The sequence below is a fragment of the Bacillaceae bacterium S4-13-56 genome (assembly GCA_040191315.1).
Taxonomy (GTDB): Bacteria; Bacillota; Bacilli; order Bacillales; family JAWJLM01; genus JAWJLM01.
The window spans coordinates 1-14,717 of record JAWJLM010000057.1 but is presented as its reverse complement, the minus strand read 5'-3'; the positions used below and the strand labels follow the sequence as shown (position 1 = coordinate 14,717).

Annotated in this window: 12 protein-coding genes and 1 riboswitch; of the genes, 2 read left to right on the top strand and 10 right to left on the bottom strand. The window is 37.7% G+C overall.

The window, feature by feature from the left end; genetic code table 11:
• Positions 1-161 precede the first annotated feature (161 nt).
• Positions 162-292: riboswitch (FMN riboswitch) on the bottom strand.
• Between the two features lie 65 nt (positions 293-357).
• The 4 genes from RZN25_13735 to RZN25_13720 form a co-directional block, all read right to left on the bottom strand.
• Positions 358-798, bottom strand: coding sequence for an OsmC family protein (locus RZN25_13735; GenBank protein ID MEQ6377877.1), 441 nt, complete (start codon positions 796-798; stop codon positions 358-360).
• A gap of 78 nt (positions 799-876) precedes the next feature.
• A complete protein-coding gene (locus tag RZN25_13730) occupies positions 877-1,080 on the bottom strand; it encodes a hypothetical protein (GenBank protein ID MEQ6377876.1) in 204 nt (67 codons plus the stop codon).
• Positions 1,081-1,142: 62 nt separating this feature from the next.
• Positions 1,143-1,325, bottom strand: coding sequence for a cold-shock protein (locus RZN25_13725; GenBank protein ID MEQ6377875.1), 183 nt, complete (start codon positions 1,323-1,325; stop codon positions 1,143-1,145).
• Between the two features lie 67 nt (positions 1,326-1,392).
• Complete coding sequence (locus RZN25_13720; GenBank protein MEQ6377874.1) at positions 1,393-2,166, bottom strand: TerC family protein; 774 nt, start codon at positions 2,164-2,166, stop codon at positions 1,393-1,395.
• Positions 2,167-3,003: 837 nt separating this feature from the next.
• On the opposite strand from RZN25_13720, the gene RZN25_13715 reads away from it, so the two are divergent.
• A complete protein-coding gene (locus RZN25_13715; GenBank protein MEQ6377873.1) occupies positions 3,004-4,065 on the top strand; it encodes an AI-2E family transporter in 1,062 nt (353 codons plus the stop codon).
• Between the two features lie 216 nt (positions 4,066-4,281).
• Here the strand turns inward: RZN25_13715 and RZN25_13710 are convergent, their stop codons facing one another.
• On the bottom strand, positions 4,282-5,121 hold the full coding sequence (locus RZN25_13710) for a GNAT family N-acetyltransferase (protein MEQ6377872.1): 840 nt from the start codon (positions 5,119-5,121) through the stop codon (positions 4,282-4,284).
• A gap of 557 nt (positions 5,122-5,678) precedes the next feature.
• Here RZN25_13710 and RZN25_13705 point away from each other — a divergent pair.
• Positions 5,679-6,248, top strand: a complete 570-nt coding sequence (locus RZN25_13705) for a CotY/CotZ family spore coat protein (protein ID MEQ6377871.1) — start codon at positions 5,679-5,681, stop codon at positions 6,246-6,248.
• A gap of 564 nt (positions 6,249-6,812) precedes the next feature.
• On the opposite strand, the gene RZN25_13700 is transcribed toward RZN25_13705, so the two are convergent.
• From RZN25_13700 to cls, 5 genes are all read right to left on the bottom strand, one after another.
• Positions 6,813-8,051 carry an aminopeptidase gene (locus RZN25_13700; protein ID MEQ6377870.1) on the bottom strand — a complete coding sequence of 413 codons (1,239 nt, stop codon included), beginning with the start codon at positions 8,049-8,051 and terminating at the stop codon, positions 6,813-6,815.
• 68 nt (positions 8,052-8,119) lie between these two features.
• Entirely contained in the window at positions 8,120-9,994 is a 1,875-nt protein-coding gene (locus RZN25_13695; GenBank protein ID MEQ6377869.1) for an ABC-F family ATP-binding cassette domain-containing protein, read from the bottom strand.
• Between the two features lie 475 nt (positions 9,995-10,469).
• A complete protein-coding gene (locus tag RZN25_13690; GenBank protein ID MEQ6377868.1) occupies positions 10,470-11,579 on the bottom strand; it encodes a stage II sporulation protein P in 1,110 nt (369 codons plus the stop codon).
• A gap of 535 nt (positions 11,580-12,114) precedes the next feature.
• Entirely contained in the window at positions 12,115-12,714 is a 600-nt protein-coding gene (locus RZN25_13685) for a lytic transglycosylase domain-containing protein (GenBank protein MEQ6377867.1), read from the bottom strand.
• 68 nt (positions 12,715-12,782) lie between these two features.
• Complete coding sequence (gene cls, locus RZN25_13680; protein MEQ6377866.1) at positions 12,783-14,231, bottom strand: cardiolipin synthase; 1,449 nt, start codon at positions 14,229-14,231, stop codon at positions 12,783-12,785.
• Positions 14,232-14,717 lie beyond the last annotated feature (486 nt).

Here is a 14,717-nt window from a genome sequence, read left to right as displayed (position 1 = left end):
TTTCACCTGTTAGAGTTCGCCCATGCCGGGCGAACAAAAAAACCCTGAAAATGAATTCAGGGTATACGGGCAGAATTTGTTTTTAGTAGAAAGACGACCTCCTTTTTTGTGAAAACAATCACAAACAAAGGAGGTGAGCTGTTAAACAGGTTATCCTACTTTTTCTCCTTCTCCCATCCAGACTTTAACTGTCGGCTTTGGAATTTCACCAAATCAGCCATCAATACATGGTATTGACAGGTCGCGGGCTCTCACCGCCGGTAGGGAATTTCACCCCGCCCCGAAGGAAACGCTATTCAATTGTTTCTTTCACTATACCTAAATTAAATAGGAAGCGCAATTCATAAGTTATGACAATTAATGAATACTCACGTGTACCTCAAGTTCCACATTCCCCTTGATTGCCTTGGATATCATACAACTTTCCTCGGCCTTTTCTGCCAATCGTCGGGTCGTACGGCAATTAATTTCATCTTCAGGATGTTCTAGTACGATTTTGGGACGATGAATAATTTTTTCATAAGTATATACGCCATCCGTTACATCAATTACCGCTTCCGATTCAAGGGTTAACTCTTTTACATCGACAGAAGACCTTTCCAACATAGCCGCTAAGGTAATGATATAACAAGTAGCAGAAGCCCCTAACAACATCTCATCTGGATTAGTTCCCACTCCAGGGCCATCCATCTCTTGTGGAATTGAAACTTGTGTTTTTAAATACCCTGCATCAATATGACCGACAGAGTTTCTTCCGCCTGGCCAATCTGATTTTAAGTAAAAATTATGTTTTGCCAATTGAAGATCCTCCTTTAATAATTAGCAGGTTCTAATTTCATGTTCTGTAATTATTAAAAATATATGCTGATTAACGTACTACTTTTTTGATGTTCGTTGTTCGCAGTCTTGTTGATATCTCTTTGCTTTCATTGTCAACATCTCTAACATACGTACTACTTGCTCCCAGTCCGATTTCTCTAGTTCGCTTTTTTCCATTTGTTCCAAGACATTTTGTAAAAGCTTCACTCGATGTTGTAAATAATGTAATTGAGATTTTGGTTGGTCTGTTGCTTTTCCCATAGTCAAGATCTCCTTCTACTTTTTAACTAGTATAGCAAAAAGACACCCAAAAAGGGTGCCTCTTAGCTGATCTGTGGCAGTACTCGTGTTTCTTTTACCATTTCTGATTGACATTTCGGACAAGTTGGCTTCTCTTCAAAGGTGAAATCCTCTCGCATCCAGCTTGAACAGTCCTCGTTCACACATGACCACACCTTAGTCTCAACCTCTGGTATTGGTTCACTTTTTTTCTGATAGAACGCCATGGAAAATCCCCTTTCTAACTTCTACTCCTATCATTCCCCATATTGGATAAATTTACTTATGTTATTTTTAATGGCCTTCTATCGTTTGGTCTGATGGGTTCTCTTCCTTAGAACTAAACCAACCAATTAAAGCAATGACCACTAACACAACATAAAAGGTAATTTTCCACCATGTGGAATGAGGAAAATCATGAGGTATTAATCCTAAATCCTCATGAGCTAAAGTTATTACTGCTAATTTTACACCTACCCACCCCACAATGACAAAGGCAGCCGTTTCCAGACCAGGTCTTTTATGAAGTAATTTTACAAAATAACCAGCAGCAAACCTCATAATGACCACTCCCATTAAGCCACCCGTTAATACGACTAAAAATTGGCCACCGTCCATTCCTCCTATGTTCGGCAAATTAGTTTGCGGTAAAGCAACAGCAAGAGCAACAGCAGCTAAGATAGAATCCACAGCAAATGCAATATCTGCAACTTCTACTTTAAAAACAGTTGCCCAAAATCCTGATCCCTGATCAATCTTATCCTCTTCCACGTCCCCTTTATCCCTACGCTTTTTAATTATATTGCTAATCGCAATATAAAAAAGGTATAACGCTCCTATTGCTTGTACTTGCCATACATCTACCAGAAAAGAAATAATAAATAAAGAAGCAAAACGGAAAACAAATGCCCCTGCTAATCCGTAAAATAATGCTTTTTTCCTTTGATCGTCTGGTAGATGTTTCACCATTATTGCAAGGACGAGTGCATTATCTGCAGCTAAAATCCCTTCAAGGGCAACCAGCACTAAAAGAACCCACCCATATTCCATTAGTAAATTTATATCCATTTAATCATTCCCCTCTATCTTTAAAATTCTGTTTTGTTTTATTTTGACCTAGAACACTTTCTTTACCCACTTTTTTCGTTTCCTCCCAATATCTATTTTTCTATACTACCCTACTCATGAAGGTTAAAAACAAAAGGCCTTCACCTAAACAGGTAAAGGCCTTTCCTTTTTAATTTAGAAAAACTTGGCATACGCCACGCTTTTTGGACGTATGTCTTAGTTTCCCTGTAAGCAGATAAAAAAGTTTATTTTTCTTATTTGCCAATAAAAAGAGCTCTTTACTGTAAAAGTAAAGGTCTCGATAAACATCAATTGTTTTGATGTTAGTAATGCCGGGGATTGTGTCCCGAAATGACGACATTACTTATTTCCGTAGCTACTCCCCTTTAATGAAAGGAATGTATATGATTACACTAATAATATACGACATACATACTACAGTCAATCACATTATTCATTGGTAGGGCATCTTCTTCCTCTATAATAACCTCGTAGTTTGTTCCTACCAATGAAATAATTCTTTTGCTGGTATCTTCATATCTGTTAAACTTTTGCTAATCGGATCCCAGCCCCCATTTTTTTAATGCAGTGACTAGAAATAGTGATTTATGATAACTATTTTCCTTCCCCCATATAGCCTCCTTCATCTCCATCTCCAAAGGGAGATCCATAATTTCTCGAGGATACGATCTAATAATAGCATCCCAAAAAAAGAACAGTTATAATTATTTTGTTAGAGTGGTTATAATTATTTTTTCTGTCTATGATTATAGTAGGAATTTTAAATGATAGAATAAATAATAAATATAGAACTTACATAAAGGTTGTGTGATAATAATGTATCAGTCGAAATGGTTTAAAGCACTCGTTGTTGCTATTTTAATTGCTCTGCTTTTTCTTTTGTTCGGGGAGGTAGGCTTCGTATTTGATCCAGTGATAGACTATATTACAGCTGTCGCTTTCCCTTTTGCTGTAGCAGGGGTTTTGTATTATATTACACGCCCAGTTGTTAAATTACTTGATCGATTTAAAATCCCAAGAATCATCTCCATTCTATTGATCTTTGTCTTAATGGGATTCATAATCTTTTTAATCTCAAGATATATCGCTCCAATTGTACAAGATCAGTTTACTAGGCTCTATAACAACCTTCCTCAAATCACCGGAAGTATTCAAGATTTATTTAACTATTGGAAGGACAATCAACAGTTCCTCCCCGAACAGGTTAATAGTACGCTAGAGGGATTCATTGAAAATATTGAGAATTATGCAGTAAATGCTATTAGCTTGATCCTTGATTTTATTAGCCAATTAGCGAACTATATTTTTGCTCTTTTCTTAGTTCCTTTCTTTCTATTTTTTCTATTGAAAGATGGCGAAAAACTGCGTCCTTTTGTCACCAAATTTCTTAGCAAAGAAAAAGCAAAAAGTGTTTCTAAACTTATGAGTACCATTGACAATACGCTTTCTGCCTTTATTCTAGGTCAATTGACCGTCAGTATTTGTGTCGGGGTTATGTTATATATAGGATATATCATTATTGGATTGAATTATTCCCTCACCTTGGCTGTGTTTGCTATGGCCACCAATGTAATCCCTTTTATTGGTCCATTCATTGCTGCCATACCAGCTATCTTAGTTGGAGTTTTCCAAGATCCTATATTCGCGGTCTACATCACTATCTTAATGATCATTGCCCAACAAATTGAAGGTAATTTAATTTCACCAAATATAATGGGCAAAGTCTTAAACATTCATCCATTAACGATTATTACTTTAATCTTAGCAGCGGGAAATATAGCTGGCTTCCTTGGACTTCTTATCGTCATTCCTGTATATGCAGTCGCTAAGGCGATCATTTCTCATTTTTATCATGAATGGCGGGAAAAACACGCGTAATACCCATTATTAATTATAAAAAAGTTCGTCTTATGTTGTGGACGAGCTTTTTTATTGTTTATTTTTGTGCATCACCCTTAATTCCACGCGTCACATTTGAGAGTTGGCACACGTCAGTTCGTACGATTTGTGCGTCACGTTCAGGAGTTTGTGCGTCTCCCCATTTTACCCAACAACAAACCCCTCTCCAAAACAGGAAGAGGGGTACATCAATAATTATTTAAACTTCACCATAACAGAATCGCCAATTTTTTGATAACCAATTTTTTGATAAATAGAATTTGAAATCGGGTTAGCGGCATCAGTATATAAAGTACAGAAGGTTTTTCCCTGATCTAATAACTTCTGAGTTAGTTCTGCAACACAACTTGTTGCAAAGCCTTTTCGTTTATACTCATCTGGTGTAAACACAGCATTTATCGATGCACCGTTTTTAGTTGCTCGTGAGCTATTAGCCATAGAAACAGGTTTCCCATTTACCTCCCACAGATAAGCAGATTTCTCTTTAACAAACCGATCAGCCATCGTAATAGCTCTTTCCATTTCCATTGGCTCCTGCACCTCCTGACCATATTGCCATAGCCATCTGGCTAGCAGGTTTGCATATGGTTTCTCCACAGGTCTAAGTTTTCCTGGCGCCTTTGGTATGGGAGTTACCTTGGTTATTTGATATATCCATTGATCCATTTCCACTTCATACGGTTCCCCCCACACTTCCGCTAGTTCGAGAACATCTTTCTGTCCCCCTACTATTCCAGGAACATCAAGATTTTGTTGTAAGAATGTATTAGTAACCGTTTTAATAGCATGTTCTCTAGTCTTCTCCTCAAAAGACACAATCCAATGATGAGGTGGAGTTCTCATAACTACACCTACAGTTTCATCTCCCTGCTTTAAAGCAAACAGGAAAGGGGCATTAGGGTAAGAAGGCAGATGATTGACAAGACGATGAACAATTCCTAAAGGAAGGTTGTGCATAGCTTCTTTTGTAATTAAATAATCTTCTACTTCATCCAAGAAATGTCTTGGATTGTTGTGATAGGAAACCAATTCCATAGTCTTACCTCTTTTCTAACTCTAGCATACCTCTTCTTTCTTAAATGTACATGATAAGCTCCATTGAAACAAGGAAAACTAAGTTGTTGTTCTTCGCTCCATCAAATTAATTCCGACCCCTGTGCAGATATCGTAAATGATCATTCCCATAAATTCCGCCTTAAAAGATAGAGGTGTGATGGCGTCAACTTCCATTTGAAAATATGCCCTTCGTGCTGGAGTCGTAGCCGGCACTGGACTAGCTTTTGCTTATAGTTCCATTGGATGGTTAGGCGCAAAAATGAGGGGGGTTGGAGAATATTCAAATGAAGGAGGTATTCTTAGCTTCTTTTTAGCACAGGTGGTTCTTGGTTGCTTAGAATTATTGTAATCACGTTAAAATATATAACACTGCAAAAGGAGTGAAGGAAACCTATTCGTAGGCCTTCTCTTTTTTTTTATATTTGTCCTATGAAACTCGCACATTTTAATATGTTAGTATATTCCCCCATTCAATTTCACTCCTTATTTAATAGATTGTTACTGTAAGATAAAAAATTAAAAGGAGTGAAGGAAACATGGGATGTTCCCACAAAGGTAGCAACTGTGTATGTGAAAGAGTAAGGGAGATTAATGCGGCACAAAACGAAGTGGCACCTGTAGCTGATAATTGTTGTGATGTGAGCTGTGAACGCTCTATTCGTGACATGCTTGTATCCCCTCAAGCTAGTGGCCCCGTTGCAGACACAGTTCCATTTATGTTAACTTGCGCATGCGACAATGCATTTGCAGGTTTATTACCTTACTTTGGATGGGGTGTATTAAACGATAATGGATGTGCACACCCTTTCTTCTCACCGTTCTTCCGAGTGAAGAAATTTACCGATAATGGTGACTGCTGTGCTGTACTAGAACTTTTAATTCCTGATATCTGTGAAGAAGGAGAAGCCCCATTTAGCGGCTTTGACAATTTTATCCGAACTGGTGCATGTTTCGAAGTTGATTTATCTAACTTCGCTGGTATCACTTGCTTCCCACCAGTTGCCGCTGAAACAATGAATGGAACAGCTGGATTAACTGCTGGTTTAGAGGCTATTCAATCTCTGCGTGACAATGCAGGTTCCTTGCAAGCACTAATGAATCAATAGGTTTTAAGGGGAAGGTGGTAACAGCTCATTCCCTTCTCCTCTGAAGTTTTCCACATCCTTTCTTGGTAGGTTTGCTCAATATAATAACCCCCTCTTCCGAAATGGTAGAGGGGGATTTTATGGGGTTAATTTAAGTAGTGGGTTCAGGAATCTTCTTTGGAATTTGCTTTGTGTTCACAGTATAGTGCTACGTGTTTTGTTTGAGTGCTAATCCATTTGGATAGGTGATGTTTTCTTTGTTTGCGTGACGATTCTAGAATTCTTAGTGCCAATTTCACCTGTTTGGGTGACGCTTTTTGTGACCATAGTGCCATTTACTTGCTTTGGGTGATAACCCCTCTGTTTAGGTGTTGGATTCATTGTTTATGTGCCACCTCCAAAACCTCATAGTGCTAATTTTATCCATTTAGGTGACGCTTTTCATGGTCTTACTTAATTTGGGTGACGATCACTTCGGTTAGGTGCTAATTTCATTATTTATGTGCCACCCTCCACTTTCATTTCAGGTATACAAAGTAAAAATAAGGGCTGTTGAATAAATCAACAGCCCTACCCTATTCTTTTTTAAAAATCAATTGCCCAATTCCCTTTGCGGAAAATAGGTTGTACTTGACCATCTGCAGTTACTCCATCAATATCAAGCTCAGCAGATCCCATCATAAAATCAACATGGCTTAAGCTATCATTGATACCATTCTTATCGAGCTCCTCGTCACTCATGGCGGATCCACCCTCCACATTCGTTGGATAAGCTTTTCCTAACGCCAAGTGACAAGATGCATTTTCATCATACAGCGTGTTATAAAAGATCAGTCCAGATTGAGAAATTGGAGATTGATGAGGTACTAATGCTACCTCACCTAGGCGACGAGAACCTTCATCCGTTTCTAACAAATGCTTTAATGTATCCAAGCCTTCTTCTGCTGCATAATCAACAACTTCTCCATCTTTGAATGTAAGGGTAAACTTATCAATCACATTTCCACCGTAGTTTAAAGGTAATGTGCTTGAAACCTTTCCATTAACCCCATATTTATGAGGAGCCGTGAAAACCTCTTCTGTTGGCATATTAGGATTGAATTCTATACCCTTTTCAGTTTTTGCAGAACCACCTTTCCAAAGATGTCCTTCGGGAAGCTCGATCTCTAAATCTGTTCCAGGTGCTTTATACACTAATTTCTTAAATTTCTTTTCGTTTAGGAATTTTTCTACCTTAGCCAAGGTTTGGTTATGCTCCGTCCAAGCCTGTACAGGATCCTCTTTATCCACACGGACAATTTTGAAAATTTGATCCCATAGCTTTTCTTGGGCCTCTTCAGCCGTTAAGTCTGGGAAAATCTTCTTGGCCCAAGTGGCAACTGGGATAGAAAGCACAGTCCAAGGAATTTTATCATTCATTGTATAATCGCGATACTCTTTAAGTGCAGTACCTTGCGCCTTATTTGCTGCTGCGATTTTTGCTGAATCAATCCCTTTCAATAAATCAGGATCTGTTGCATAAATGGAAAGAACAGCAGCACCCTCCTTAGCATATCCAGTAAGCATATCTACTCTCCATTGTGGGAAATCTTCCAGAACCTTTTGATCCACATTCTTATATCGCATGTAGACAAGGTCATCATCCGTCCAGTTGATATGTACTTCTTTTGCCCCTAATTCATAGGCTTTTTTAGCAACAACTCGAACAAAATAGGCCCCATCAACAGGTGCATTAACCATTAAAGGTTGATCTTTTTGAAGGTTGACTCCCTTTCTCAGGACTAGTTCTGCATATTTTTCTAGATTTTGTTGAAAATCATTCATATTTTACTGCCTCCTTTAGTGCGTGTGATATCTTTTATTATTTCATATAACGAAATAAATGTACAAGCTCACGATTGTTCTATTTCTTCGACAAGAAGCGATAATTCTTCCCATCTTTCCATTGCTTCTTCGAGTTCTTTCTCCAAGTCTTGTTGCTTTTCAAAGAGCTCTTGAACAAGCATTGATTCACTTCCTGCATCCACTATTTGTTGCTTTGTTTCTTCAATTTTTCCCTCTATATCAGCAATCCTATCCTCAATATTTTCCCACTCAAGCTTTTCTTTATAGGAGAGCTTTTTCTTTTTGGTTTTTTCTGTAGTAATGGATTTTGGTACCGATGGTTTATCCTGTTCTTGTTCCACTTTTTTCTCCAAATATTCGGAGTAGTTCCCGTAAAATCTTCTTGGCATCCCTTTTTCTTCAAAAGACAAAAGTTGATCTACCACTCGGTCCAAGAAGTATCTATCGTGAGACACAGTGATGACCACACCTGGGAACTGTTCTAAATAATCCTCTAAAATACTTAAGGTTTGAGTGTCTAAATCATTGGTTGGCTCATCTAATAAAAGAACATTCGGCTCCCCCATTAGAACACGAAGAAGGTATAATCGACGTCGCTCTCCACCAGAAAGTTTCCTTATATAAGTGTATTGATGGGCCCTGGAAAATAAAAACCTCTCGAGAAGCTGTTCAGCTGTGATAATTTGCCCATCAGCCGCTTCACTCACTTCTTTTATATAATCAACTACTCTAAGATTTCCATCCATTTCTTCATGATCCTGTGTATAATAACCTATCTTTACAGTTGGACCGATTTCAATTTCACCTGAATCCGGTTCTAATCTCCCTGCCAAGAGGTTTAAGAGGGTTGTTTTTCCGCTGCCATTTGGCCCGATAATTCCCAATCTTTCTCCAGGTACAAATAAATAAGAAAAGTCATGAAGTAGTGTTTCGCCTTCAAAGGACTTAGTGACTTCCCTACACTCCATTACCTTTTTCCCAAGACGGGCAGATCCGATATTAACCTCAATGTTCCCTCTAGCACTTGGTCCAGATTGACTTTTTAATTCTTCCACACGTTGAATTCTTGCTTTTTGCTTGGTGGTTCGAGCCTTAGCACCCCTATGTAACCATGCTAGCTCTCTTCTTAACGTATTTTGTCTTTTATCTTCACTTGAAAACTCTTGTTGCTCACGTTCCGCTTTTTTCTCCAGAAAATATTCATAGTTCCCTTGGTAAATGTATAATCGACCAAAATCTAATTCAAAAATTCGGTTCGTTACTCGATTTAAAAAATATCGATCATGGGTAACTAACAATATGGAACCAGGATACTGAGTTAAATAGACCTCCAACCACTCAATGACCTGATGATCCAAATGGTTAGTGGGCTCATCCAGAATTAAAAGGTCAGCCGGATGAATCAAGGCTCGTGCAATAGCTACACGTTTGACTTGTCCTCCTGAAAGCTCACCTAAGGTCTTAGAAAATTCACTAATTCCCAGCCGAGTCAAGATGGATTTTGCTGAAGAACTTACCTCCCACGCCCCCAGTTGATCCATCTTTTGTTGATGTTTGTATAACTGATCCTGAATTTTAGAGTTATTTGGATCAGTTTCAAGTTGCTGTAGGATCCTTTCATACTCCCTAATGGCATTCATAATGGGAGTATCCCCTTCGTATATATAATCCAAAACGTTTTGTTTTGAATCTACTTCAGGCTCCTGAGAAAGGTACTCCACTCGATAATCGTAGGGATGGTCTATTTTACCTCCCTCAATCCCATCTATTCCAGCAATAGTTCTAAGTAATGTAGATTTGCCAGTTCCGTTAACACCAATTAATCCAATTCTTTCTTTTTCACCTATGGAAAAAGATATATGATCAAATAATGTCTTTTCTCCATAGGTTTTATGTAAATCAGAAACAGTTAATACCTTCATATTAAAACTCCTCGTGTTCATCATATTCCTTTATTATAACGATTTATTGGGGTGTAGATAAAGTGTTACTTCTGTTAGTGAGGGAACATTGGTTTTTAATGGATAATCATTCGATTTTAATTTGGATGATCATGGTGAGGTTAGCAGTTTTTATGCTCAAACTATTAATCATATGCTCAAACTATAGTTTATATGCTCACATTTTCATTTTATGCGCGGATTTCTAGGGAGGTATGCTCATAAATAAAAGTTTAATGCTCAGCTTTTTTAAATGAATGCGCGGTTTTCTTTTCCTATGCTCAAGTTCCCTATTCAATGCTCGCTTCTCCTTTTATATGCGCAAAATGATCAGATTCAATGCTCAACTTTTTCCCTTCTTTGCGCAGGTTTATGGTCATTTTCACACTACTACAAATTTTACTTATAAACAAAAACACGCAGAACCCCTTTAAAAAGGTCCCACGTGTTATACTCCTTAATCGGCATTAACTTCTTTTCCTGTCTGATGAAATTCAGCAAAGACTTCAGCAAACGCATTTACTGTATTTTCAAGCTCTTCCTTATTGTTTTCTTCCCCTCCAAATTCAATAAGGAAGGAGTTTGATGATATATTTTGATTGTATACTCCATTTCCATCTGAATAATCCTTTAGAAATACCCCGCGACTAATTCCAGGATATTTTTCTTCCAAGGCTTTATTCAACTGTTTCGCCCGTTCATAGTTCATTTCATAGTTTTCATGTTCTTTTCCTACTACAAAAAATAATTTAGCGTATTTTTTCCCTTCTATGGTTGCCGTTGTTACTTCCTTCGGTGTGCCATCACGATGAATGTCTATATAGTAGTTTAATCCACTATTAATCGTTACTGCCTGGTCTAATATCTTTCCTGATAATTGATAGGATTCATTATAGCCCCATCCATTTTCAGCAAGCACCTTAATGGAGTTCGTTTTGTCATGGATAGCATAGATTCCTTTCTTTTCTAAAGCTTCTTTAAGCATGGCCCCTACTCCTACCACGTTTTCTTCTATTTTAGTACTATCAGACTTCGTTGCATCCTTCTCCTCCATTAAAGGGAAATAGGCTTCCCATCCGTGGCTTTGATAAATAAAGACATCAGCCATCTCTGCATTAGGATCCTCGCTAGGATCTTCCGGTTCATCTTCCTTGTCCTCCTTGAGAAGCTTATCAAAATCAGGTGGAGGTGATTCTATTGGCATCGCTTCTTCCCCACCAGTCTGGAGGTTATAATAGATATCCAAACCTGGCAACTCGTGATCTATAAGACTTGTATAATCATTTGGGGATATTCCTGAAAAAACGTCAAAAAACAAATTGGAATAAGAGGGCTTCTCAATGTCTCGATTTTCCAGCTGCTGTTCAAGTAATGGCATCTCATAGCTCATTAACAAAAGCATCGAGTCTGTTACACTTTCAAATTCCGTTAGGTTTTCAAGCGCTGGATACTCAAAGAATTTACTATTAGCTGGTATAGTCAGAAAGGCAGTCAGTACAAAGACGCCAATAGTACCCAAAATAATTTTTATGATAAACGAGAGGATTGATTGATTGGTGTTTTTCATAGCATCTCCCTTTTCTATAATGTCTTGTCCTATACCTAACATATGTACTTAGGGAGAAAACTATGAATCTCTTGTGAAATGACAAGAAGATAGATTAATGAGTGTGGACAAACCTATCAGCACTTAGTGAAATATCAATTTGTTTGTTTGATAATTTTCGTGCTTTTTGACCAATTGACGTGATACAAAAGATCATTGGGTACCGACTATACACGTTACGTGATGATTATAAAATTCTAAGTGCTAATTTTCAGAGACAGTTTTTTTATTCTTAATGACGTTTTTATGATATTCCCTTCACTCGGATGCTTCCATTTTTGATTAAGAGCTACGATTTCCCTTTCTATATGACAATTTTGAGGCTTTAGTGACGATTTTTTCCCGTTTCAAAGTTTTAGGTAACAGCGTGCCGAAGTGTTCACTTAGGTGCTACTGCTCCATTTAAGTAACAAGTATTCCAATGAAAAAGATGACTCCTCAAAGAGAAATCACCTTTTCATTGTCTTAAAAAATATTTTTTGTCCGAGTCACTGTATTAAAGTAATTTTTCGGTAATTTTTCGAACATAGTTTTGAGTTTCTTTAAAAGGTGGAATTCCATTGTACTTATCCACATTTCCTGGTCCCGCATTATAGGCGGCTAAAGCCAAAGACACATCTCCGCTATAACGATCCAGCATTTGCCGCAAGTACTTAGTGCCTCCTAAAATGTTTTGTTTAGGATCAAAGGCATTATCTACCCCTAGCTCTTTTGCCGTACTAGGCATCAGTTGCATTAGTCCCATGGCACCTGAGTGACTGACAGAATCATTTTTAAAATTAGATTCGGCTTGAATGACTGCTCGTATGAGTTTTGGATCCAATTGGTAAGCATCTGCTGCTTCTTGAATCAACCCTTCCATATCAGCTGTTAAACCAGTAAAATTCGGGATAGAATAGGGCTGATTTTGTATGGATTGGACCATTGAATTTTTGTGACTACCTTTTAAGGTTCCTTCTATTGTTTTTTCCATCTCAGTTTGAAGCAATTGATCAAAGGCATCTTGCAAAAGTTCATTTGAGGATGCATTATCCGTTGAGCGGAACTGCCTTAAGGCTTGAATTTCCATAAAGTATTGCAAATTTTTAATGTCCATATCCTATTCTCCCTATTTTTTCTAGTCTATTGCCTTTAGTTTAGCTTAGTCTATCATGTAGAACAAGACTATAAAATAGGTGTTAATAGTCTAGCAATGGATTCTTTAAAACGGATCCAATGAGATCTGTTGTTATATATTTCCATCGTTAACTCCGAACTATGATTCATATCTTCTCGGTACCCATTGACTAGTTTTAATGTGATTTCTTCATCATATAAAAAAGCATTTACTTCAAAATTCAAGCGAAAACTGCGGACATCGATGTTAGCGGTCCCTACGGAAGAAACAACATCATCCGCTACAATCGTTTTGGCATGCATAAATCCTTTTTGATAAATGAAGATCTTAACTCCAGCATTAAGTAATTCCCCGACATAGGAGTAAGTTGCCCAATACACAAAAGGATGGTCCGGCATTTTAGGGATCATAATTCTCACATCCACACCCGATAAGGAAGCGACTCTAAGAGCATCTAGTACGGAAGCATCAGGTATAAAATAAGGAGTTTGAATGTATACATACTTTTTAGCGGACATAATCACTTTTAGATAGCCGTTCTTTATCTGTTCCCAGTCACTATCGGGTCCACTTGTTACAACCTGAATTCCCACATTCCCCTCTGCAGATATTGGTGGATAATATCTTGAACGATTCACAATGTGTCGTCTAGATGCTTGATTCCAATCTAATAAAAATCGAGTTTGAATGCTTTGTACCGCATCTCCTTCTATACGAAGATGTGAATCTCGCCAGTAACCAAATTTTTTACTCATCCCTAGGTATTCATCTCCAATATTAAATCCTCCCGTGTACCCAATGATACCATCCACAATCACCAGCTTACGATGGTTTCGAAAATTAATACGAGGATTAATCATGGCAAATTTAGAAGGAAAAAAGGCCTCCATTTCCACACCGGCTTTTTGTAACTGACGAATGGATGATTTTTTCAGTGATTTAGAGCCTAATGCATCATAAAGGACTCTAACCTCGACTCCCTCTCTCGCTTTTTGTGCTAGTATCTCCCCTATTTTTTGTCCAATAAAATCATCACGAATAATATAATAAACAATATGGATGTGGTCCTTGGCTTTTTTTAAGTCCTCCATCAGAGAAGAAAATTTTTCCTTTCCATCCAAGAAAATTTGAACATCATTATTTTGTGTTAAAACAGCTTCATCATTTTGTAAAAACATATAAATAAGATCTTTATTCTTTTCAGATGCTTTATTCACAAAAGAAAATGTTTCATTTCGTAAGGACGAAAGCTGACTTTGAACCTGCTCTTGTACACCTAGTTGATCAAACTGATCCCATTTAAAAATGTGTTTGCGATTTAATCTTCTGCCAAATAATAGGTACACCATAAACCCGATTACGGGGATGAACATTAATACCATGAGCCATGCCCATGTAACGCTTGCATCTCGCCGTTCCAAAAATATGAGGGCGATCCCAAAGAGAATATTGATGAACATCATAATTCCAAAACCATAGGTGGTAATCCATTCCATTGCCATCATCCTTGTCTTATGGGACTAATGAATATTCAATCCCCTGCTTATTATTTTCATTACGGTTTGTCTTCATAATCATACCCATATAAGATCCCCAATCTATTATTCTATGCAACTCGCCCTTTTTGTCAACACAAATATTATGTCCGCGGAGATTCTTTATGACATAGGCCTCAAGAGTCGTTTAAAGAGATTGAAGTTAAGTTGTCCCGAAAAGGAAACTGATCTGAAAGGTTACAATAAAAAAACGGGGTTTGGGATTGCTAACGGTAATAGATCAAGTAATAATTGATTTCCATTCGCAGCAAATCTACAGCCATTTCTTGATCTCGAAAAAAGAAAAAGGTGGTTTCTATTTACACGATAAACCGTATTATCAAAACCAGCCTAATAGTTTTAATAGTTACAGGTTTTAACTGAAGGAATTGTGATTCTATTAGTTAAACTGCTTCTCTCTCATACATGTGTTCCCCCCCTGGATGG